Source organism: Candidatus Methylacidiphilum fumarolicum (assembly GCF_949774925.1).
GTDB lineage: Bacteria > Verrucomicrobiota > Verrucomicrobiia > Methylacidiphilales > Methylacidiphilaceae > Methylacidiphilum > Methylacidiphilum fumarolicum.
The window spans coordinates 266,545-289,924 of record NZ_OX458932.1 but is presented as its reverse complement, the minus strand read 5'-3'; the positions used below and the strand labels follow the sequence as shown (position 1 = coordinate 289,924).

General features: G+C 43.9%; 14 protein-coding genes, 1 tRNA gene and 1 pseudogene. 1 reads left to right on the top strand and 15 read right to left on the bottom strand.

Features of this window, described 5'->3' with window-relative positions:
- Nucleotides 1-13: 13 nt before the first annotated feature.
- From QOL44_RS01285 to QOL44_RS01255, 7 genes and pseudogenes are all read right to left on the bottom strand, one after another.
- Nucleotides 14-145: a hypothetical protein gene (locus tag QOL44_RS01285; protein WP_009059613.1), complete on the bottom strand. Its 132-nt coding sequence runs from the start codon at nucleotides 143-145 to the stop codon at nucleotides 14-16.
- A gap of 1,427 nt (nucleotides 146-1,572) precedes the next feature.
- Nucleotides 1,573-4,971, bottom strand: coding sequence for a sulfotransferase (locus QOL44_RS01280; RefSeq protein WP_052671923.1), 3,399 nt, complete (start codon nucleotides 4,969-4,971; stop codon nucleotides 1,573-1,575).
- A 212-nt stretch (nucleotides 4,972-5,183) separates the two neighbouring features.
- The gene (locus tag QOL44_RS01275) at nucleotides 5,184-5,363 is read right to left on the bottom strand and encodes a GYF domain-containing protein (RefSeq protein WP_134373207.1); all 180 of its coding nucleotides are present in this window, start codon (nucleotides 5,361-5,363) and stop codon (nucleotides 5,184-5,186) included.
- Between the two features lie 408 nt (nucleotides 5,364-5,771).
- A pseudogene (locus QOL44_RS01270) lies at nucleotides 5,772-6,157 on the bottom strand (SOS response-associated peptidase family protein).
- A 717-nt stretch (nucleotides 6,158-6,874) separates the two neighbouring features.
- Nucleotides 6,875-9,076, bottom strand: coding sequence for a beta strand repeat-containing protein (locus tag QOL44_RS01265; RefSeq protein ID WP_009061479.1), 2,202 nt, complete (start codon nucleotides 9,074-9,076; stop codon nucleotides 6,875-6,877).
- A 946-nt stretch (nucleotides 9,077-10,022) separates the two neighbouring features.
- The gene (locus QOL44_RS01260; protein ID WP_009061482.1) at nucleotides 10,023-10,697 is read right to left on the bottom strand and encodes an SOS response-associated peptidase; all 675 of its coding nucleotides are present in this window, start codon (nucleotides 10,695-10,697) and stop codon (nucleotides 10,023-10,025) included.
- A 196-nt stretch (nucleotides 10,698-10,893) separates the two neighbouring features.
- Nucleotides 10,894-10,965, bottom strand: a tRNA-Thr gene (locus QOL44_RS01255).
- Between the two features lie 113 nt (nucleotides 10,966-11,078).
- Between QOL44_RS01255 and QOL44_RS01250 the strand changes: the two genes are divergently transcribed.
- Nucleotides 11,079-11,672, top strand: coding sequence for a tetratricopeptide repeat protein (locus QOL44_RS01250; RefSeq protein ID WP_009061484.1), 594 nt, complete (start codon nucleotides 11,079-11,081; stop codon nucleotides 11,670-11,672).
- An 8-nt stretch (nucleotides 11,673-11,680) separates the two neighbouring features.
- On the opposite strand, the gene QOL44_RS01245 is transcribed toward QOL44_RS01250, so the two are convergent.
- The 8 genes from QOL44_RS01245 to panC all read right to left on the bottom strand — a co-directional run bounded on the left by QOL44_RS01245 (nucleotide 11,681) and on the right by panC (nucleotide 23,148).
- Nucleotides 11,681-12,901, bottom strand: a complete 1,221-nt coding sequence (locus QOL44_RS01245; RefSeq protein ID WP_009061485.1) for an aspartate kinase — start codon at nucleotides 12,899-12,901, stop codon at nucleotides 11,681-11,683.
- Nucleotides 12,902-13,359: 458 nt separating this feature from the next.
- Entirely contained in the window at nucleotides 13,360-15,000 is a 1,641-nt protein-coding gene (locus QOL44_RS01240) for an outer membrane beta-barrel protein (RefSeq protein ID WP_009061487.1), read from the bottom strand.
- A gap of 43 nt (nucleotides 15,001-15,043) precedes the next feature.
- Nucleotides 15,044-16,633 carry an outer membrane beta-barrel protein gene (locus QOL44_RS01235; protein WP_009061495.1) on the bottom strand — a complete coding sequence of 530 codons (1,590 nt, stop codon included), beginning with the start codon at nucleotides 16,631-16,633 and terminating at the stop codon, nucleotides 15,044-15,046.
- Between the two features lie 230 nt (nucleotides 16,634-16,863).
- Nucleotides 16,864-18,465 (bottom strand): outer membrane beta-barrel protein, encoded by a 1,602-nt coding sequence (locus QOL44_RS01230; RefSeq protein WP_009061497.1) that lies wholly within the window; start codon nucleotides 18,463-18,465, stop codon nucleotides 16,864-16,866.
- Between the two features lie 216 nt (nucleotides 18,466-18,681).
- On the bottom strand, nucleotides 18,682-20,067 hold the full coding sequence (locus QOL44_RS01225) for a sigma-54-dependent transcriptional regulator (RefSeq protein WP_009061499.1): 1,386 nt from the start codon (nucleotides 20,065-20,067) through the stop codon (nucleotides 18,682-18,684).
- Nucleotides 20,068-20,081: 14 nt separating this feature from the next.
- Nucleotides 20,082-21,251, bottom strand: coding sequence for a two-component system sensor histidine kinase NtrB (locus tag QOL44_RS01220; protein ID WP_009061501.1), 1,170 nt, complete (start codon nucleotides 21,249-21,251; stop codon nucleotides 20,082-20,084).
- Nucleotides 21,252-21,352: 101 nt separating this feature from the next.
- Nucleotides 21,353-22,384, bottom strand: a complete 1,032-nt coding sequence (locus QOL44_RS01215) for an N-acetylmuramoyl-L-alanine amidase family protein (protein WP_009061503.1) — start codon at nucleotides 22,382-22,384, stop codon at nucleotides 21,353-21,355.
- The gene (panC, locus tag QOL44_RS01210; protein ID WP_009061505.1) at nucleotides 22,372-23,148 is read right to left on the bottom strand and encodes a pantoate--beta-alanine ligase; all 777 of its coding nucleotides are present in this window, start codon (nucleotides 23,146-23,148) and stop codon (nucleotides 22,372-22,374) included. Before panC ends, QOL44_RS01215 begins: the two co-directional genes overlap by 13 nt.
- Nucleotides 23,149-23,380: the final 232 nt, after the last annotated feature.

Genomic DNA, 23,380 nt, shown 5'->3' with positions numbered 1-23,380 from the left:
CGGTAACCCGCTATTAGAGATACTCCTCTCCAAAAGCATTGCATTCAGCCAGTTCTGTAGCATCCACAGAAGAATCTCCCCATCCCCGATCCTTTTTTGTGGTTGTATACGCCAAATCTATCTCCATAGCTCGAATACCCGCCATGCCGGCATACAAACTTGTCCTCCATGCGATTCTTTGGAGGCCCTACTCACATCTCGGACAAAGCAGAGAAGCTATAGGTGGATTGACTTTCTCTAGATGGGAACCTCCCGCAGGCGAAAGAAATTCGATTCGCTCTTGAAGCACGCAACTGCGCATTGGTAGGATGCCCTTGGACAGCTCTTTACTTGGAGCGTTCCCATATATATGTCGATCCTTAAGAATGATCTACTGAAGCTCTGCGTAATGGAAGAAGAGGGCTTAGGCTTGTATGAATTTGCCGCTTTATTTTCGCTTGCTCCTTGCACACACGAGGCCGCCTTCTTTATATCACCCAGGTTGTGCTTGCGGATGTGTTTTGGTTGACTCCCCAAACCCTCTTCCCTATTTCTTTCTGTAATCATCTATGAAAACTTCAGAATGTCTAGCCTCTATCCCGACCGCTTCCCCATATCATCTCTCTGGAATGTGTATTGGTGCTGCGTAGGGAATGACCGTCTCCTTTTCCTTTCAAACAAGCCAAATCATGTCCCGAATCTTTAAGTTTGCAGACAAAGCAACGACAATCTTTTTGCCACTTTTAAGACTCATGGGAGCGATATACTGCCCTCCGTTTCTCTTCAAAAGTCTGCTACCTTCATTGCTCGCATCCAATCGACTGACGCAGCCTCACTCTTGGCGGCTATCCGATTGCACCTTGCAATTCCTTTCGCCGCTTGAAAAGGATGGTAGCTTGCCTTGCTTTTGTCATGTGAATTTTAGAAGCGGGAGGCTCTCTCTTTTTTCTAACACAGAAACAAACTGCTACAGAGAGTAAAATATCCAGAAAGCAATCCGCTTTGCTTCTTCTGCCCATCTCAGGCGCCGCTGTATCTTTGGGTTGATCATCGCAGAGGAGGCTAACACCCACTGTTCGATCGCTTCCTAGCCCTCTTTGAGGGCTAGCTTCCACATTCTTGGCTGCAATCCGCTTGGGCTCGAGTAGCCTTCCTCCACAATCTCGGTGATTCCTCCCCGTTCCTCCAGCTCCATCAGACGTAGGAAAATTTTTCTCTTGTAGTTTAATCCGCTGCTTTCAAGCCCTCAGCCGTTCGTCCGCCGTTTTGTATTGGACAGACAAAACCTTGCCAGCGCTTTCCGCTGAGCCTTCAAATCCCTCTTTTGCCCGGCGCTTGGGACTCTGGCCGCGTGCTTGTGCGGCGCTTTCGTCGTCTTTTGGCCGATCCCCCGCAGATAGGGCTCGTGGGAGAAATGCCGCTGGTTTGTCGGAATCCATTTGGCAAGCTTCTCCCCTTGCTGACGCCTTTTGCTACTGCCTGGTGACGCTCCGACCGATCAGCACACCACACTTATTCGGCGAATAGAGTTTTGCTATGTTTATTTATAACTAGATTGGCAGGGCAATAGCAATAAGCATTCTTTACTCTTTCCTATTCCTGCTTAAATTCTTTTAACTCCGCTAACCGTAAAGCAAACTCACAAAGTTCCTTACAGGCAATCCGAGGATCAATGTGAGAAATGACATGACCTAATTTATACCGCCTGACTTTTTCAGCCTGCGCCCCTAGATCGAATACGGCCAAAGGAGCTCCTATTGCCATCAACTCTTCAGTAACATACGAAAAAGTTTCCGGCCAAATCGAAGGTAAAAAACAAAGATTGACCATCGAAGATTCAATCAAAGAAACTAATTCTTCTTTTCTATACGGGCCATACACATGCAGTTTTTTTTCTAGTTCCTGATCCCCCACCGTTCCTATAACCACTAGCTTGATCGGCCATTTTTCAAGCTGAATCGCTTGAGTCATCTCTCTAATCAGTACCTTACCTTTAGCCTTTGTATCGATGTGTCCTACAATGCCCACAATCACTTCCTCATTTGGCTGAGGAGCCCTTAGCTTTGCTTTGCGAAATGAACCAATCGCATGGGGTTTGAGAACAATCTGGCTTTTCTCTAAAGTTGGATAGGCTTTCAATAGCAGAGAAAGCGAGGATTCAGAAAAACAGAGAATTTCATCAGCATGTTCCAAAAAATCCTGCCACTTTCTTCTCCATAAATCGATATTCAGAGTTTTAGGATAAGTTTCATCTTTATCAATAGCCACAAGACAACGCCTGCATTCTTCAATTGCCGGAATGCCACAGAACTGGTCTTTCTCGTTCAAAAGATTGTAAGAAGGACATACACAGAAGTAATCATGAATAGGAACGATAATCTTGACTGCCTTCTGTTTTTTTAACTGTAAACACCACTCAAGGATAGATAAAGGATCAGGGAATGAAACCAATGCATTAGGAATAATTTCTAGACGATCAAAAATCTCACATAGTGCTTCTATATGAAGAAAAAATGAATCTGGGCAGCTGCAGCTTAATAAGAGCTGATTTTCCCAACCTAAAATCTGTACATAATAGCCTTTTTTAAAAAAATTATAATAGAAAAGAAAAATTAACTGATTTTCTTTTTCTAACTGCTGGATCCATTGTTGACGATAAAAATTCGCTCCGCCTCCCAAAACATGATCGATGAACAAAATCAGTGAACCCTTTTTTTTATTTTTCCAACTTCCTGTTAATTCAGAGATCTTCTTTCCAAACTCTTCCCTCACCCAATACCTCTGCCAGTCCTCTGGCTTATTAACTAGATAATGAAGAAAAGCATTTGTCCTTACTGCTCCTGGATGTGCTTCCTCATACAACTGAACATCAAACGATGGATGGGGATTGCGCCTTTCCTTCCACCCTATCTTCACAAAATGCACTAAAGGATTTACCCCCTCCACTTCTAGTTGCGGACATTGCCCTAAATAATAGCTCAGATCAAAAAACAAATGCGGATTCTTCTTCTCTCGCCATCCCCGCTCTAAAAAATGTACCAACGGATTGATCCCTTCCTGCTCCAACTGTCCATTCTCCCTCAAATAATAATCGGTATCAAACAACGGATGTGGATTGCGCCTTTCCTTCCACCCTATCTTCACAAAATGCACTAAAGGATTTACCCCCTCCACTTCTAGTTGCGGACATTGCCCTAAATAATAGCTCAGATCAAAAAACAAATGCGGATTCTTCTTCTCTCGCCATCCCCGCTCTAAAAAATGTACCAACGGATTGATCCCTTCCTGCTCCAACTGTCCATTCTCCCTCAAATAATAATCGGTATCAAACAACGGATGTGGATTGCGCCTTTCCTTCCACCCTATCTTCACAAAATGCACTAAAGGATTTACCCCCTCCACTTCTAGTTGCGGACACTGCTCTAAATAATAGCCGAGATCAAACAGCGGATGCGGATTCCTCTTCTCCCGCCACCCCCGCTCTAAAAAATGTACCAATGGATTGATCCCTTCCTGCCCTACTTCGGGATTCTGCTCCAAATAATAACTTGAATCAAAAAGTGCGTGCGGACTCTTTCCTCCTTCCCATCCTCCTTTAAGATAATACACCAAAGGATTTATCCCCTCCGCTTCTAGCTGCGGACATTGTCCTAAATAATAGCCGAGATCAAACAGCGGATGCGGATTCCTCTTCTCTCGCCATCCCCGCTCTAAAAAATGTACCAACGGATTGATCCCTTCCTGCTCCAACTGCTCATTCTCCTTCAAATAATAATCGGTATCAAACAACGGATGTGGATTGCGCCTTTCCTTCCACCCATACTGGAGAAAATGAAGGAGGGGATCATTCCTGTCTTTACGCACATCAGGATAAATGCTCCAGTAATAACCAAAATCAAAAATCCCTTGTTCAAGAATAAATCGTGCCTGATCCACAATTGGATTTTGTGGTTGCGGTTTCTTTTTCGATCCAAAAAAAATCAGCTGTTTTTGTTCTTCCAACTGCTTGGGATATAGCTTTGTCGCCTGTTTTGCGATATATTCTGACATCGCATCAACTACTTGTTGTATGTGGGTTTGTTGGGTATAGAGCTGACTGAGATGTGTTTCTAAATCATTTTTCTCCCTAGTTATCCCATCTAGGAGCTTTTCGTATTGATCCACAAAACCAAAGAGTTCATTCAAAGAAACACTCCCTCCTGAAAGCTTCCCAATCTTTTCCTTGGCTTCCTCCTCCTGCCCTCCATACGCCAAGCCCTCAAAAGCTTCCCAGACCGTATACAAAAAACTAAATCCACCCAGCTGCTCCCTCAGCTGCTCTTCAGAATAAGAAGCATGCCTCAGAGCCGGATCTAAAAATTCTTGCTTCATCCTCTCCACCACCCCAGGCTCCATCCTTAAGCCCAACCTTCGAGCTACCCGTTCTAACTCCTCCCCCGGTCGATTCACCAACTGGTCATAACTAACCACGACTTTCAAAAACGGGGCATACTCCTCCCATGGCAAAAGATAATGGGACAGCCATAAACAAAACGATTTTGCCTGCGAAAACCCATTCCTCCTGAACAGCGATTCCGCTACCGATAAAGGATCCCGCAGAGAAAGTACATAACAAGGTCTCACCCCTAGTTCCCGAAAGACACCATGCCAAAATTCCAAAAGCCGAATCATCCTAGGATCTTTCATCCCAAAATTTTCCCCACGGCTCAACTTCCCTCTGAAACGCTCTATAGCCCTCTCCCAGAGCCGACTTACCTCCGGTTGGGAGACATCTACCTTGGGATACTGACAACTATCCCAGCGCAGCCCGCAGGCCTTCAGCAATAACTCGTTTATCTCAAGGAGTTCCTTGTCTTCCCAAAAACCCCTTGGATTATCCGGCCTGGCCTCAAGCAGCTCTTCGCCTAATTCCACCCCCAAATAGTTCAACGCCCGCATTAGCGCACTGCTGCCTGAACGATGCATCCCAATGACAATTACCGTTTGTGGCATTTTCTGGATTTATGGTTAGTAAGGATAGGGTTCTATAGGAAAAGACTGACTCTTTAACAGAAAAGGGTTGAGTAAAACTAATCTATTTTAGTTTTTACTTATGAATAAAAAGCTATTGAAAAAAGATGCGTCTTAGCCCATGATTGCCAATTTTTTTCCATGGATAGGGAAGTCTATAACCCTTTCTCCATAGATCATCGTAATATAGAATATCAAGCATTTTTAATTCTTCTATATTTTCCAGGATCAATCAAGAATAAAAGGATAACGACTTCCCCAACAAATTTGAGGGAAAGAGAAGAGGCGGTTCTCCAGAAAAAAAACACAACTAAAAGATTATCAGTAAAGGCACTATTATACCATACGATTCTTTGGCTCCCTGAAAACGGCATGACGCTGGCCTGCATGGGCCCAAGAATCTTGCCCTATTCCTGATGCCTGCACTAGACGAAGTAAACGATACGGCGATGAGCGAGGCTGAAAGCTTGAGGCAAGAGCCCAAGCAACCTTCGCTTTAGAAAGAGTGAAAAAGATCAAGGAACTTGGGAAGGGTAATGCTAGTCTTCGTATTTCTGCTCATGCACCTATGGTGTTTATTCTTCTACAAACTATCTGGAGCAATAGATAGCGTTTGACCAAGGGATCCTTTTCCTCCGTTAGTTGGTTAGAGGGACCTAAGCCTAGGATGCTAGGCGCTTTTGATTGTTAATGAAAAGAAGGGAAGGCTTTCCATTAGCACCTTGTAGTATTGATGGATGGAAAAATTTTTTTTCCCTAGTATGGGAGCGGCACCTCATTGTTTAGCGAGGAGTGGGGATTTCTTCGATCAATTCTTCTTCTACGTCCTCTCGATTGACCGCACATCTGACTCTCCAAAAAGCGATTTTGCCATTCCAGGGCTTAAGCAGATCAAGATAATCTTGCAGATTCCTATCCTTTTCTATGCCTAACCACAGGTCATAATGGAGAGGATCAATTATCACAGGCATCCGCCCATGAATTGCCTGCAACGCTATGCAAGCTTCAGTCACAATAATTGTCGTAGATTCGATTATCCTGCTATCTTGTTCCCACCGGTCCCACAGCCCAGCAAACCCAAAGACTTCCACAGAAGGCGGGTAATGTACCAGGGGATTTTTCTATTCTTCTCTTCTTTTTGCCATTCATAAAAACTATCTGCCGGGATTAAGCAGTTTCTCTTTGCCCTGTCTGATGACTAAAATAGGACTAGAAGAATCAATATTGGAGCGAGGAGAAAGATCGGAAACCTTTTCTACCTTAGGATCCCACGTTAAATCCAAACCCAAAACCAGTCACATTTAAACTGCCTTTTGAACTTTATCAGAGGATCGCCGATAGACTAGATACCCTCAGGGTTGCCTGATTAGGAGTTGTCATGCTTAGAACTCACTCCACTTACACCATTGGCTACCACGCCATGACAAGGAAGCTGACCAAATCCTGAAAGAGCAAAAGAAGAAGAAAGCCTTGTAAAAATTAGGCCACAGGCAATTAAAAAGTAAATGGAACTTTTAAGCGGCCGGTTCGTATTTTTTATAGTTGTCCCCTGATCCGATTCTTTTCTATTTCTTTCTTTAAAAGAATAAAAATAATAAGTACAAGTAAAAAATATAATAAATTCATTAATATATTCTATTTAATGGATTATAAATTGGTTTTTTAAGAATAAAACAAAAACGCTTTAATTTTCTAAATGAACGTAATCTCATTATCTCTCCTCGTTTTTCTTGTTTGTACTTCTTGTCTATCAGCTAAAATGTTACCACCTTACTCAAATTTTTTTCTAACCCTTTACTTCCCTTAAAACAAAAAAAGGGAAGCTCATAAAAAAAAGCTTCCCTTTTTCTCTTTTTAAGAACCTAAGTGCCTAACCCTTAACCAATTATTGCCAAGGGAATGGGCTGACTACCGGCCCGTTTTGCGTACTTAACACGGCTGTGTAAACATTAGGCGTAAAGGTCGAAGCAGGTGCCGTCACATACACCGAAGCGATGATTGGCCCAGTAGCATGCACAATCGTATTGCCATTGGTCACAAAGGGCCCACTTACAAATATCTGTGGAGCTGATAAAAACACCCCCTGGAAGTTTGGCCCAGCATGCACCGTATACCCATTGTCAATCGAAGTATTCACTGTCATGATTCCCCCCGCCTTCAACGCTACCCCTCCCGGAAACACAAATGCGTTAGACAATCCTAAGATATCCGTGCTCAAAGCAAAATCACTCAGACTGCTACCAGTTACCGTCAGATTGCCAGTAGCATTGACTAACAGATTCCCTCCCGAATTAGCCACCGGAGTGGTTAAACCAGTGGTAGGGATAGTTATCTTATTAACAAACGTACTGGTATCCCCTGAATTAATCACCGCATTCCCATTCACATGCAGGTTAAGAATCTGCGGCCTAATCCCATCGGCATCAATAGTAATATTGGTAGAACCAGATGGCCCATTAGCTATGGTAAACCCATTAAGAAGCGGATTGGTTTGACTAACCACATTCCGCACATTCCCTGTTACATCTAAAGTAACTGTACTGGCCGTCAACACCCCAGAACCCGTTAGATTATCCACATGAAATGTAGCCTTAGCTGCCGTCACATCAGCATCCATATCCATGACGAAATTACCACTCCTGTTTGTAGTAAAGGAAGCTTTCGCCAGCCCATTAGGATCAGCTGCATGAACAGACCCAAACAAAAACACCGAACCAGTAGCAGAATCAATAGTCAAAGTAGATTTACTAGTTGATCCACTAGGATTAGTAATATTAATCGTTCCAGTATTCGAAATGCCCCCCAAAGGATAAGGCCCCAAATGATTCACATTAGCAGCCTCGAGTGTAACACCATTAAACCCGCTGATCGTTCCCGAGTTGTTAATCCCTCCTCCGATCACATACGTCCCGATAAGATACCCCATCGGAGTTACCCCGCCCCCACCGATCGGAGTTCCATGCACTCCTGCCTTTAAGATCACATTAAAGCCACCACCATCTATAGTCCCATTGTTGGTAATGCTTCCGCCAACAGAAATATACAAATTACCTCCATTGGCCAAAATAGTCCCATTATTCACGAGCGATCCAGTTTGTCGGCCACCATCAAATGGAGAGGCAAAGGCAAGTGTCCCATTATTGGTTAACACTCCCGAAGCTACATCAGACTTATTCCCCAATCCCCATTCTGTGTATGTATTGTGTACAGGTTTAAAATCTCCACCAGGAAGTACAAGATTCCCATTCGTCGTAATATTCCCAGAAGACACAAAATAGTCACTATTTTTAAAGATAAAAGGACTAATACTGGGCCCAGTAATCGTAATAGACCCAGCACTTCCATCAATCACAGTTGGGCTCTTAATGTAACTCCCATTAGCTGGGGTATATCCAGTAAATTCATATCCTGAAAGTACGTCAAAACGTCTACTGTATGTTATAGAGTTAGGATGAGCAATCCCGATATTTACCTGAGGCGCCGCCACAAGAATAGAAGCATAAGTAGCACCCGGAGTAGTACTTATAGTTGCCCCAGACTGAATCGTGACGGAAGAACTAGTCATTGCTGGAGTATTTGAAAACACACTCACTGTCCCATTAAAACCAGTAGCCTGACTGGAAAGATCATACCCCAAAAGCCCAATGCCTCCTGGGGCAGTTATGCTTGCCCCCGGACCGACAATAATCCCACTGCCATTAGCCACAAATACAGGTGTAGCAGAAGCCTTTAAGGTCCCCATGATGTAGGATGGATTCCCCGTCACATCCACGTTTAACACTGAATTTCCAACTATAATCAAAGTGGCACTCGAACCAATATTAAACCCAGGCGCACTTCCTGTAACATTGTGTAAAGTTGGTGCCGATGAACCCCACAAGATCGCTGTAGGGCCTATGACTGATAAACTCGCCTCATTTGTTCCAATAAGTGAATATGATGCGGTTCCTGTTACCACTTGTCCATTTCCAGGCAATGTGCCTGGCAAAGGAATCCCCGCCCAACCTTTCTGTCCCAAACTTAACCATAGTCCTGCAGCTAAAAGCAATATCGCTTTGTAAAGTTTTCTTAAGAATATTTTATTCACTTTAGTTTTCCTCCTATAATTTCTTAATTTTTCTATACTCGTTTTCGAGTCATTTAATTTTCTTTTCTGTCTGTCAACCAAAAAAAATAATAACTTTTTCCTTCCATTTTATTTTGTATGGATGTTCTCTATGCCTTTTCTTCCTTTTCCAATTGCTAACAAAAGTATTCCCATTATCGATCCTGCCGTTTATAATCAAATCGCCTAGAGCTTTAAAAACACCCTCTACAGGAAACTCAAAGCTCGAGATCCCCAAAACCTTTTAGCTTAAGCCAAAATGGTTGGGATTCCCCTTTATCAATAATCAAATTCCCTCCTCGCATGGATGACTAGCAGATTCCCCTCGACATGGAACAGCCTTTGAATAAGTACAGTGATCCCGATTGAGGTTCTGCTCAGCCATAAAAGTCGACATGCCACTCAAATTGACCTAAGCAAGGCTAAGTATTCTAAGCTTGATGATCTGGCGCCTAGCCCCTACAGCATTCAGCATAATAGCTGAGTTAGAAAAAAGACCGCTTACCAAATAAACCCCTTTTGTATTGACGTAATAGCTCATGGGATTCTTTACACTATCACAGACTTTTTAAGGATCAGATTGCCTAGTCAACGTCGCCGGCCCCCTCAATCTTCTCCCAACAAAACTAACAGTTTGCGCTATTAACGCTGTGCCAAGAAAGAAGAACGAAGAAGGAGTCCTGCCTCTTCCCAAACCGCGTTGATTATACCATTTTCTGAAGCAGACGGTCAATGGCTCCCCCAGCATAACCAGACCAGTCCCACTACCTACTATCCAAGTTAATGGGATCTCCTCAATAGTCAGACTGATTAGCCCATACCTAAACAACCTTCTTTAGGATACCACTCCAGAAGGATTGCTATCATGAATCATCACTTCCTGATTCTTACTCCTTGTGCCATAAGTATAAGCGCGGCAGATTTTTGTTTATTGAGGAGTGGGGATTTCTTTGATCAATTCTTCTCCTTCTACGTTAGCTCGATTTACCGCTGTGCTGACTCTCCAGAAAGCGATTTTGCCATTCCAGGGCTTAAGCAGATCCAGACAATCTTGCAAATTCCTATCCTTTTCTATTCCTAACCACAGGTCATAATGGAGAGGATCAATTATCACAGGCATCCGCTCATGAATTTTCCGCAGCTCTGGGCAAGCTTCAGTCACAATAATTGTCGTAGATTCGATGAGCTTGCCATCTTTTTCCCACCGGTCCCACAGCCCGGCAAACCCAAAGACTTCCACAGAAGGCAGGGTAACGTACCATGGGATTTTTTTATTCTTCTCTTCTTTTTGCCATTCATAAAACCCATCTGCAGGGATCAAACACCGTCTTTTACGGAAACTATCTCTAAAAGTAGGTTTAGAATGAACCGTTTCAGCTCTGGCATTAATCATACTCCAATCGGTCTTTGCTTCATTCGCCCAATGCGGGATGAGTCCCCAGCGCATAAAAAGGGCTTCTCTTTTCTCTACGTCCTGTCTGATGACTAAAATAGGACTAGAAGGAGCGATATTATAGCGAGGAGAAAAATCAGGAACCTTTTCTACCTTAAAGACAGACTGAATCACCCTTTGAGAAGCTCTGAGGGAAAAGCGACCGCACATGCTACTCTTGCCTCCATTATTGCATTTTTTTCTATTTTCTTCGGGTCCCTACCTAAAATAATATAGAGCCAATTCTTTTTACCATTCCGTTTTTTTCTTAAGTGCATTGTTGTCTTTAGGTTTATTTGATGATCAAATAAAAAAGCAAAAAAAACATAAAAAAGAAAGAGATGGAATGAACGCCAATTTGAAGGAGAGCCGCTTGTGGGATTCGAACCCACGACCCACGCTTTACGAAAGCGTTGCTCTACCTCTGAGCTAAAGCGGCGGTTGTATGGAGTGCAGTCTTAAGAAGTTATTTTTTTTCTAGAAAAAATAAAAATTATTTTTTTGGTTTTTCTTCGTTTCTATTAAACATATCTTAGTGGATTAGAACCTACCATGAACCCTTCTCCAAACCGAAAACCTCCCTCCGGCACTTTGTTCCTTATTGGAACGGTTTCCTTATTCCTTCTTCTTTCCTTAGGACTTTTTGGCTACAAGCTTGCTATGGAACATTCCAAAGCCAAATGGGAGAAGGTGATTCTTAGCTATCAGGCCGCCAAAACTAATGAAGAGAAACTAAAAATAGCCAAAGCCCATCTTTCCAACAAACAAGCTGCGGTATGGATTTTACAAATTGCGGGTAACCTCTATGAAAAAGGTGCGATTTCCGAGGCCTTGTCTACCTTTCAATTCTTTCTTGAACATTTTCCAGGGCATCCCCTGGAAGCGGGGGCTATGCTCGGAGCAGGCGAATGCTTGGAAAGCCAAGGGCAAACCCAGCAAGCAGTTCTTCTTTACCAAAGGATTTTAGAAAAAAAAGATACCGAAGCCTATCGAGCTCTTGCCATCTTACGGTTAGCGCAGATACGGATCCAGAAAAAAGAGTATGGCCCGGCAAAAGAACTACTCGAGAAATTCCTTTCTCAGAATGCTAGAAGTCCCTTTGCTAACCAGGCTCAAATGCTGCTTGAAATGATTCCTTCTTCCTAAGCCTAGTTTTAGAGGGGATTATTCAGTTGGAAGGCGTCATGCACAAGTTGAGCGGCCCTTTTCCCTTCCTTTTCGTCGATAATGATGGAAATTTTGATTTCGCTTGTAGAAATCATCTGTACATTAATCCCCGCTTCGGCAAGGGAAGAAAAAAGCTTAGCGGCTACTCCACTATGCGAACGCATCCCAATCCCAACGACGGAGAGTTTTGCTATGCCTTCGGTCGCCCGAACTTCCCTTGCGGAGATTTCTGAAACGACTGGCTCCAGTGCCACTAATGCTTTCTTAAGAAAATTTTTGTGAACAGTAAAGGTAATATCTGTTAGCCCATGATCGGAAATGTTTTGAACGATCATATCAACATTAATCTCCGCCTCAGCAAGCCGGCAAAAGACCTTAGCAGCAATACCTGGTTTATCAGGAACCCCTAGAATGGTCACTTTTGCTTGACTAGGCTCCAAACTCACAGCCCGAACAACAACTTTTTCCATGGCACTAATCTCTTCTTTCACTATTGTTCCTGGTTCATCAGTAAAACTTGAGCGCACCTCAAACGGAACTTTGAATTTTTTGGCGAACTCTACTGATCTGGCTTGCATCACCTTAGAACCCGATGCTGCCATCTCAAGAAGCTCATCGTAACTGATTTCATCTATTTTCCTAGCCGTTGGCACAATCCTTGGATCAGCCGTATACACCCCTTCAACATCCGTATAGATCTGACAGCATTCGGCATGAAAGACAGCCGAAAGGGCTATGGCGGTGAGATCAGATCCCCCTCTACCCAGTGTAGTAATATGCCCCTCCACGTTTTGTCCTTGAAAACCCGCAACAACCACGACGTTTCTCTGTTGGAGTAGTTCTTTGATTCGTTTAGGGCTGATGTTCAGGATCTTTGCTCTGGTATGCTTTCCATCTGTAACAATTCCAGCCTGCGCTCCCGTCAGCGAAACAGCGGGGATTTTTAAAGCATGAAGAGCCATCGAAAGCAGGGCAATCGTGGTTTGTTCTCCTGTCGAGAGCAAAACATCCATTTCCCTTTCCGAAGGTTCCGGATGCAGTTGAGAAGCTAACTGTAATAACTGATCGGTGACTCCTGACATCGCAGAGACCACTACAATCAAATCATGCCCTTGCCTATAAAACTCAGCAATTCGCCCCGCTACGTTCTTTATCCGCTCCACGCTGCCAACAGACGTCCCGCCATATTTTTGAACTAAAAGCGCCATTGCTTCTTTCCCAAATCTCTCTTTTTTCGTTAAAAACTTGTATTATAACAAGCGAAGAAAAAAAAGCAACTCCATTACAAAAAACCTGTTGCTTTAGCAAAAGAAAATGTTGTAAGAAGAAAAAAGAAGAGCGGCGCTAGTTTTTAGCGCCGCTCGGCCGGGAATCGTCAGAGGAGGAAAACGATCGTTCAGAGGTTATTTATATATTGATACCACGAAATTCTGAGATTTGTTCAAAAAAAATTTTTTCTCTTCGTTTCATTCGATTTAAAAAAAAAAGAAGGGTAGCATACCGGGCTACCCTTCTTATTTAATTTCCATATCTAGAGGAGGAGGAAACAAAAATTCTTTTCTTTGCTAGTTTAAACGCTTTCTATTTTTATTTCGTTCAACTTTTTTTAAAAAAAACTTTTTTTCTATCCGAACAAGGAACGAGCGCACTTGCCTCAAGAACGGTCTTAGTAACTATATACGACATCCACAGCGACGAACCAAAAAGGCCCACTGGAAGGCTGCGCCAGTCCGTTTCCATTTAATCCAACGGCAGCGGGAGCTATTCCTGCCGCTGGATAATACCAATTCATAAACCCCTTTCCGTAATCAGCCCGGTTTTCTATTCGAATCATAAAATTATCCGCTAGGTCAAACCTCCAGTCCACCGTAACACTATAGATATCCATGGGGAAAAGCATATTTGTGAAAATCTGGTTTCTGTTGGCATGGTCATATTGTTCTCTCCAGGCCATACTGAAGACCTTATTGAATTTATAAATTTGATAAATGGCTACGCCAAAAAAACTTGTGGAACCATCAAAACCGTAAAGAGGGTAATTTCGGGGAAAGATGGAGAGGGAGGTTTGGGTAGGGGCACCAAGTTGTGCAATACCGGAGGGACCAATCCGGTTCGAAAAGCCGCCGACTAACTCATAAGCAAACTCAAGCTTTTGGTCCTTAACAAACTTCGGGATCCAAGTTCCAAAATCGTTAAATTCCATGAAAAGTCCGTTGTTATTGTAAGCACTTGGGACGATGTCTCCCCCAATGTCATATGCCCCCACATAACTACCATTAGGACTTGTTCCAAAGCCTGGTGGATTAACCCCATTGGGGGCAAACGCATAGCCAAATGTATTTAAAAAGAGTTTGTCCTTGGAGACATAGTCCCACATATTAAAGAGCACAATGCCTTCCCCGCTATTAATCATGTTGTTTGTATAGCCAAAATAAGGATAGCCAGCGCGTGACACATTCCAACCCCCATTGGTGAGTCCCCAGCGGGTTGTCCAATTATCATTAAATTTATAGAACACCTCTCCGCCAACCATCGTGAATGGTTCGAAGTTATTGAAGAGAATACCATAGGAAAAATTAAAGTTTGCTGGTCTTTCCATAACCTCCAGTCCTATAGGGGAAGCAAACTGACCGATATGGATTTCTAGGCTTTTATCCCCAATAGGTGCTTTGAACTGCACATAGGCTTGCTCTAAGAAAATCCCACTGGAATTAAATCCTGATCCAGTATTGAACGTGTTTCCAATACCCATAACCGCGTCCGGTTCACCCAGTGCTGCGTCTTGCCCAAAGATCATATCCACTCTAAATCCAGCTTGCCACTTATTCTCATCCGTAAGAGGTTTTTCCAAGGCCACCTTAAGTTGGTTAAAATTAAATGCTCCACCAGGAATCCCATCCGTTGTAAATCTTAGAGGCAAAGCCGGATAGGCGGGAACATAAGGATGAGCAGCAGCCGGTCCATGGAGACCTGAAATGGCTGGGTTAGCAAATACTGTCGGGATTTGGCTGAACGATGGAGCCGCTATAAAATTATACGTATAGCTAGCCTCCACATACCCACTTAATTTAATCCCTGGATTATTCGCTTGGACAGCAGCCATGCCTTCTTCTTCAAGAATTTTCTTTAGATTTTCAACCTCTTTAGAAGAACTAATAGCCTTCGAATCATTAAGCTCCAAACTCTGAGAGGTGGCAGGCTCCCCACTTTCTCCTTCTCCTTCCACTTCCCCTGCAAAACTAACCGGCAAACTCCCTATAAAAAGGCATAATAGCCATAATCCAATCGCGCTTTTGCTGATCTTCATTGTTTTTTTCCTTCGCCTAGCTTTTTTGTTCTTTAACGGTTACTTAGAAGCTATAGACAAATTCCAAGCCTACGAAGTAGACCGGTCCATTGGAGGTTCCTAGGAGGGCGGTAGGACTGCCCGTTGGGTTTTGGAAAGGAAAGCCGTAGTAGCCCATCACCCCTCTGCCCCAATCCATCCTGTACTCCAGCCGGATCATGAAATTATCAGCCAGATCAAACGCAAGCGTTGCCGTGTACGCCCAAATGTCGGTGGGGGCATTGTGTCCAGCAAGAATAGAATTCCATCCTGACTCCACCCAGTCCGCACGCTGGGCAATACTGATTATGTCCGTAATTTGGTACTTCATGTGGACGGCAGCTCCATACCAGTTCGAAGGCCCACTCGATAAATCGACTGGCAGCCCGCTGATGGCTCCAGGCACCACCGTCACATTGTTGTTGTAAAAACCCCCTGTAAATTCAAAGCCTAACAAGAGCTTGTCCCGGGCAAACTTCGGAGCCCATGATCCCCACAGATCCCCAAGAAAAAACGCATTGTTCTGGTTGAAGGGGCCTTCTCCCCTGATCCCCTGCGCTATCCCATAGGGCTGCGCTACCCCATTGATCGGAGAGGCGCCAAAGCCCGGCGGATTGACCCCATTAAACCCATACATTAGAGTGCCGCTCAGCGTCGCATTCTTCCCTTTGGCCTCCCATTGGCTGTTCAAAAACAATAAATAGGCATCGCTATTGTTGATCATGTTATTGATATAGCCAAAATATTCCATCCCTCCCCTCGACACGTTAAAGCCCCCATCGGCTATCCCAAAACGGCTCGTCCATTGGTCATCCCACCGGTAAATCGCTTGTAGTCCTGTAAGGGTGGTCGGCAAAAGATTCGCAAACAAAAGCCCATAGGTAAAATCCAGGTTCACTGGCCGCTCCACTACCTCGTAGCCAGCCGGATCCACAAACTTCCCTATCTTTATGTCCAACCCATTGCCTATAGGCGCCCGAAAAATCACATACGCTTGCTCTAACCAAAAGCTGGAGGTGTTAAACGAATACCAGGAACTAGAAGGAACTCCTAAGCCAGTGATCGCATCCGGTGCCCCTACTACCGCATCCTGCCCCACGATAAGATCGGCCCTAAAGCCTGCCTGCCACCGGTTCTCTTCCGTTAGCGGCTTCTCTAAGGCTAGCTTAAAGGCGTTCATGTTAAAGCCGCCCCCAGGAATCGCATCCACAGGCTCTCTACCAGGAATCGCCGGATAGCCTTGGGCAAAACCAGCCGTGTTGGTTGGCCCTACATAACCCGGCGGAGGAACAAAACCAGGCACTCTGTTGAAAGCCGGAGCGTTGATAAAATTGTAGGTATAGCTGGCGTCCACATACCCACTCAGCACGATCCCCTTGGTGTTCGCTTGCACCGGTATCCCCTGATCCTCTAGCTTCTTGGTTAGCTCCTCAATCTGCTTGTTCTTCTCTTCCACAGCGTTTGACTCATCATCGCCTTGAGCCGCCTTTTTAGAATGTTTCTTTTTAGGATGCGCTGAAGAGGATCCTTCATCCTGGCTGAAAGCTGGATAAAGACCTACGACAAGAAAGAGTAACAATGCATATCCCAGCTGACGAATCGTTCTTCTAAACACCTGTTGCCTCCTATTTCCGTGTTATTGGCCAATAAAGATTTTCTCTCAGTCTCCCTCCTCCTTTCCCCTATTCTTGTTTGAGAGAAAGCTTTTTTGGCTATTGAGCGTAAAGCAGCTTTTATGCCATTCTTGATATATAAGAGAAATAAGAGACTAAAGAGGACTCAACAATCTGACTCCGGACATCAACAAAAAGACAATAAAAGGGGTAAGTTAGAATAAAAAAAAGATTAATAAGTAAAAACGACTTCAATGGCTCCAAACACGATGGGGCCAGAAGAAGAACCGACTAATCCATTTCCCTTCAAACCGATCTGCGCTGGGTTAACCAGCAAATTTGGTTGATAATAATCAAGCACGTTATTCCCAATATCGGTCCTGCCTTCTATTCGTACCATAAGATTATCCGCTAGATCGAACCGGAGCGTCAGTGTCGTTTCCCAAATGTTCGCTGGGAATACGAACCCTTCCAGATAGGAATTCCAACTTGCCTGTAGGTATTGTTCTCTCAAATTCAGGCTAAAATAATTGTTGAACTTATAAACCTGGTATAGTCCAACACCAAACCAATTGGTCGGTCCATCGTAACCCAAAGAAAAAGGGAAGGGAGGGAATATCCCAAGGAGTTGTTGTTGCGAGGCTCCAAGGGCCGTGATGCCACTAGGTGCTACGGCATGGTTATAAAATCCGCCGACCAACTCAAAACTGAACATAAGCTTATCCCCAGGAACAAAGGAGGGAATCCAGGAGCCATAATCGTTAAGTTCCATATACGTCCCGTTATTGTTATACGGACCAGGAATAATATCCCCGTTGGCATACGCCCCAGGATAATCAAGAGCGGCCGAAGGGGAGGTGCCAAACCCAGGAGGATTGGTTCCATTAAAACCGTAAAGGAGCGCAAAAGTGTTTAATAGCTTTTTATTGGTTGACTCATAGTCAAGGTTGAAGGTGACTAAATAGGTCGGCAGCCTGTTCACCATATTGTCTAAAAATCCAAAATAGGGAAACCCTCCACGGGAAGTATTAAAGCCCCCATCCACTAGTCCTCCTCTCACTCTCCAGGAAGCATTTATTGCATAATAGATTTGGCTGCCGACAAGGGCGAAGGGCTCGACATTGTTAAAAAAAAGGCCGTAGGAAAAATTTAGGTTCCCTGGCCTTTCCAGGACTTCAAATCCTATGGGAGCTTCGAATTTGCCTAGATGGATTTCCACCCGATGATTCTCTCCAGCAGGGATCTGGAAGGCCACATACGCTTGCTCGACAAAGATCGTGCCTATGTTTAGGCCAAAAGTCGTGGAATTAGCGGTCCCCAAACCTTCCACGGCATCCGGCACCCCAAGACCTGCATCCTGACCAAGCATCAAATCAAACCTAAAAGCACCATCAAGTTTATTTTCCTTTGATAGTTCTCTTTCTAATACCACTTTGAGCTGATTCAGATTGAATCCTCCTCCTGGGATCCCATCGTCAGCATACCGCAAAGGTGCTGTAGGGACGGCCGGCCTAAAGGTGGGTTTCCCATTTATCGTTTGAGAAGCGAAGGAGGGCAGAGAACCAAAAGCGGGGGCATTAAAAAAATTGTAATCGTAACTTGCATCCACATAACCACTCAGCTTGATAGCCGGTTTTGGGGGAGGCAAGGCGATACCTTCTTGTTCAAGAATTTTTTCTAGCTGAGGGACTGCCAGTGCTTCTGTTTGCTGTGTGGTGTCTTTTTTTTCACCCATAGAAGAAGCATTCTCCTCTTCGCTAGCTTTTCCAATAGTTGGATAGGCCAATAGAAGGAGGAAAACAAAAGATAGAACCAGCACGTACACTTTTTCCATGGCAACAGAGTCCAAAAAAAGGAGCAAGAAATAGCAATAAAGTCAGTTTTTACCAATTGATTCAAGGAAAAGCAGTAAAAACGTAGAGCTATTTTCCCCTTTGAAACAGATAAGTTCGGTAATGATTTAGAAAGCCAATACTGCTAGAGCTTCATTAGCCTTCTTTTCCTCTTTCCATCTGCTCTTAGATCTTTTCTAAAAGTCCTCCAAGAGACTTTAGGCATTATGGCAATCAATATCAAGGAGCTGGAACTGTTTCATTTTTCTTTGAAGGGTTTTTCGACTGATCCCAAGTTTTTTTGCGGCTAGTGTCTTTTTACCATGACAGAATTTGAGAGCATCCAGAATGAGTCGTTTTTCAGCTTCTTTCAAATTAAAACAGTCGGTATTTTCTGTACTGAAGCTACTAGTCGTGGTGGCTTTGAGAGCTCTTACTCTTTCGGGCAGATCTTTTGGATAAATCTTTTTTCCCTGACAGAGTACCACGCCATGTTCTATAGCCATTCTCAACTCACGAACGTTCCCTGGCCAATCATATTCCAAAAGGATCTTTTGAGCCTCTGGACTCAAGCCATCGATTTTCTTCCCATTTTCTAGAGCAAATTCCTCAAGAAAGGCTTGAATCAGCAAAGGAATATCCTCTTTTCTTTCTCTTAATGGAGGCATCGTAATACGGACCACATTGAGCCGAAAGAAAAGGTCTTCTCGGAATTTCCCTTCCTCTACCATCTTTTCCAAGTTCCGATTAGTCGCCGCAATCACTCTAACGTCTACCGGAATGATTTTATTGCTTCCAACCCTCTGGATCGATTTTTCGCCTAAGACACGAAGCAATTTGACTTGCGTGGGCAGATCAATTTCTCCAATTTCATCTAGAAAAATGGTCCCTCGACAGGCCTCTTCGAACCGGCCAATCCTTCTTTCAATGGCTCCTGTAAAAGCGCCCTTTTCATGGCCAAACAGCTCACTTTCCAAAAGCTGTGGGGAGAGTGCTGCACAATGCACGACCACAAAGGGGAAATTTCTTCTTGGACTGAGTTGATGGATCGCATGGGCGGCCAGTTCTTTGCCGGTTCCACTTTCCCCTTCAATCAACACGGTTGCCTTACTTAAAGCCACCTGTTTAATCTTTTCGAATACCTCCTTCATTACCTGAGAGGAGCCGATCATTTTCTCCAGGCCATATTTCAAGTTGAGCTGGCGTTTTAACTGTAGGTTCTCTACTTCCACCTTTCTTGACCGGTAGGCTCTTTTGAGTACTATTTCTAGTTTTTCTAAATCCACCGGCTTAGTAATGTAATCGTAGGCCCCTTTTTTAATCGCTTCCACGGCGTTTTCCACCGATCCATAAGCGGTCATAAAGATACAAAGGGGCGGGACCGGAAGTTCCTTCACCTTTGTCAGAATATCAAACCCCGACTCTTTCCCAAGCCGTATATCTGCCAAAACAATATCAATAGGCTCGTTTTCCAAAATATTGATGGCAGTAAGGACATCCGAAGCCTCATACACTTCGTAGTCCTCAGCCAAGGCCATGACTAGGCCTGAACGCGTTCTTTTTTCATCCTCAACAATCAGTAGTTTTGGATAATCAATGTCCATGCTAGAGCGTTTGGTTAACTTTTTTCTTGGGCCATTGGTAGCAGCCTGACGAGCCGCTCGGCACGAGGAAGGAGAATTTTTACAGTTGTCCCTTTTCCATTTTCGCTTTCTATTTGCACTTCACCGCCATGATCCCGGATAATCCTCCGAACAATGAGTAGCCCTAAACCTGTTCCTGAAGCTTTCGTTGTAAAATAAGGCTTAAAAACCTGACTCATTACTTCTTGTGGGATGCCTCCACCATTATCTTGAAAAGAGATGGTAAGAAAGGAATCATCATAATGAGTGCTGATTTTAATGATACCGTTTTTGCCAACCGCTTCTATCCCATTCTTAAGGATATTATAAAAAGCCTGTTTGAGCTGGTTTTTATCCGCCCGTAGCAGAGGAAGCCCCCGGTCAAGATGCAATTCCAGTAAAATATCCAAGTTTTGAAATTCAGGAGAAAGAAATTCCACGGTCTGTTTAATCAGCTGATTGACAGAAAGAAGTCTTAATTTGGGAGGAGAAGGCCGGATCGCCTTCAAAAATTGGTTGATAATCCCATCCAGCCTGCGTAGTTCTGAACGAATAGCGGCAAAGGAATTTTCTATTTCCTTCTCCCCTTTTTCCTCAGTTTTCTGAAGAAGCTTTTTGAACCTTTTTTCGAGTAACTGAAAATGAATGCTTAAGGCATTGATAGGATTCCCCAATTCGTGAGCCACACCGGCAGCAAGCATAGTTAAAAGATTAAGTTTTTCGGTTTCAATCACCTCTAAGGTCTTCTCCCTACTTGCCGTAATATCATAAAAAATAGCTATAAAAGCCGCATTCTTATTCCCCATTTCTTCCAGAGGGATTAACGAAAGATTCAGATACCGCGGTTCTGGATAAAAAACCTGGAAATCACGACTGACCATCTTTTCTAAAGCAATCAGCTCAGGCCAATCGATGAGTGGCACACACTGTTTTATTTCTTTGCCAAGCACTTCTTCAGGATTAACGCCAAATAGTCGCTGGAGAGCCATATTGGCATACTGGATTTTTCCCCGATTGTCCAAAACCACAACCCCTTCTTGCAGGGAATTAAAGATGGCTTCCAGAAAACCCTTTTCCTTAACCAACCGCAGAAAGACATTCTGAATTTCATGCGGTCCAACTCTTTCAAATTTTCCCAGTAGCTTGCTTAAAAAGGAATGGCGCATGGATCTTTCCAAAATCAATAAAATATAAGTTTTTCTTATGTATTTTTCCAATAGGAACTTGTCATCCGTCTATCAGAAAAGCTTCCAGCAATAACTGCTCGTTAAGGGCCCGAACCATCAGAGGCCAAGGTGTTGGGTCGACTCTTCTTTCCTTGCGAATGTATCTGATTGAAAAACAATAGGACGCCCCGAGCGATCGCTTCCGCTAATTTTTGGCGGTAAATAGCATGATCCACTAGTGAAGACTCAATAGCATTAGAAAGAAATCCGCCTTCGATCAACACGCTAGGCAGCACATTTTCTCTAAGAACCTTAAACCTTGCTCTCTTGAGTCCTCTGTCCATGTCTGGATCTGCAGGATGCAGTCGGATGATCTGACTGTGGATATCATGAGCTAAGAGGATATTGAGCGGATCTGTTTGATTACCCGGACTAGCGATGTAATCGGTCAGATAGAGCCTGCCGCTATTCGTAGAGGGGGAGCCACGAGGAGAAAGCGCGTAGGTTTCCAGACCATGTCCACCGCCATAGGCCTGATTATAATGAATACTTATGAATATATAATCAGGATAATAAGCTGCCATCCGTACCCTCTGATCGAGAGGCACAAAAACATCCTCATTTCGCGTCATGACCACTGGGATTCCTCTAGCTTTCAAAATGGCCGCAAGCCTCCGGGCCGTATCCAGCGCATAATTTTTTTCTGTTCCCCTTCTGGAAGTCGCCCCCTTATCCGATCCTCCGTGCCCAGGATCAATGACCACCCCACGATAGAGTCGACTCTTAGAAATCCTCTCTGGCCGCAAGATTGGATCAAACAAGCAGGAAAGGTCCGTTCTAGAAATCCATATCTCGGCTCCCCTTTCAATAATCGGAAAAGAAAGCCAATGCTTGACCCCATCAATGAAAACGACCGAAGAGTTTGGTTTAAAATCCAAGGTCACCAACCCATTCGAAAGATGAACTTCTGTCCCTGGGCTATAAGGCAACTCAGGGAAATGATAAAAGTGACAAAAATCTTCTAAGGGCACATATTGGCTTTTACCAAAAGTCGATAGATGCCACTCTTGGGCATTGGTCAACGGAAGACCTAAAAAGAGAATGAACAAGAACAGTATGCTTAGCGTGCGCATGGGAAGTTATCTATCAATCTTATTTTATCTATCCAAATGGCTCCACACAACCTGCCGTTTACTTTTTCCACATAATCGACTGTAAAACAAGAAATTTTCTCCAGTTCCCTCCGTGCCCAAGCCTCTGGCTCCGCCATCATGGATGCTTCTTTTAATATCCTTGGGAAAAGGGAAGCGATCTTTTTCTGCTCTTCAGTCAGATAGGCATTCCTTGAACTACAGGCCAACCCATTTTCTTCTCTCACTGTCTCGACTCCAATAATTTCTATTGGTACATAAAAATCCCTCACGATTCGACGCACCAGTTCAAGTTGCTGGGCATCCTTCCATCCAAAAATAGCCTTAGTGGGATGGATCAGCCAAAAAAGTTTCATGAGTACTGTGGCCACCCCCCTAAAATGGCCTGGCCTTGTTTTGCTGCAACGGCCATTGGAAATATCCTCTTCGACTATCCAGCTAGAATGATCCTCAGAATAAAGTCCCTTTGGGGCAAACAGAACATCGACTCCATTCTCCGCACAAATTTGTTTATCCATGGGATAATTTCTTGGGTAGATGGCAAAGTCTTCGGTGGGAAGAAATTGCGTGGGATTTACATAAATACTTACAACCGTTAGGCCTGCTTGTTTCTTAGCTTCCTGAATCAATGCAATATGCCCTTTATGCAAAGCCCCCATAGTCGGGACAAGACAAACTGGCTGCCCCTCTTTTTTCCACTGGGTCGCTAAGCTTTGCATTATGGAAGGATCAAAAATTTCTATCATATCTACTCCCTTTTATCTAAAAAGCCTATCTCTTTGGAACCTATAAAAAAGGTTCTGTACTGAAGAAGAAGGCTTTCCACAAACAAAAGAGAAAAAAGAGCTACGTTTTTTTTTCATATTCATATAGGCGGTAGGTAGAGGGATAAAAATATTAGTCCATGCCTATAGTTTTTTTCTGCTTGAGCGAGCATTTTGACTGCGCATTATAATTTTTCGCTTTGTCTTTTCCCTG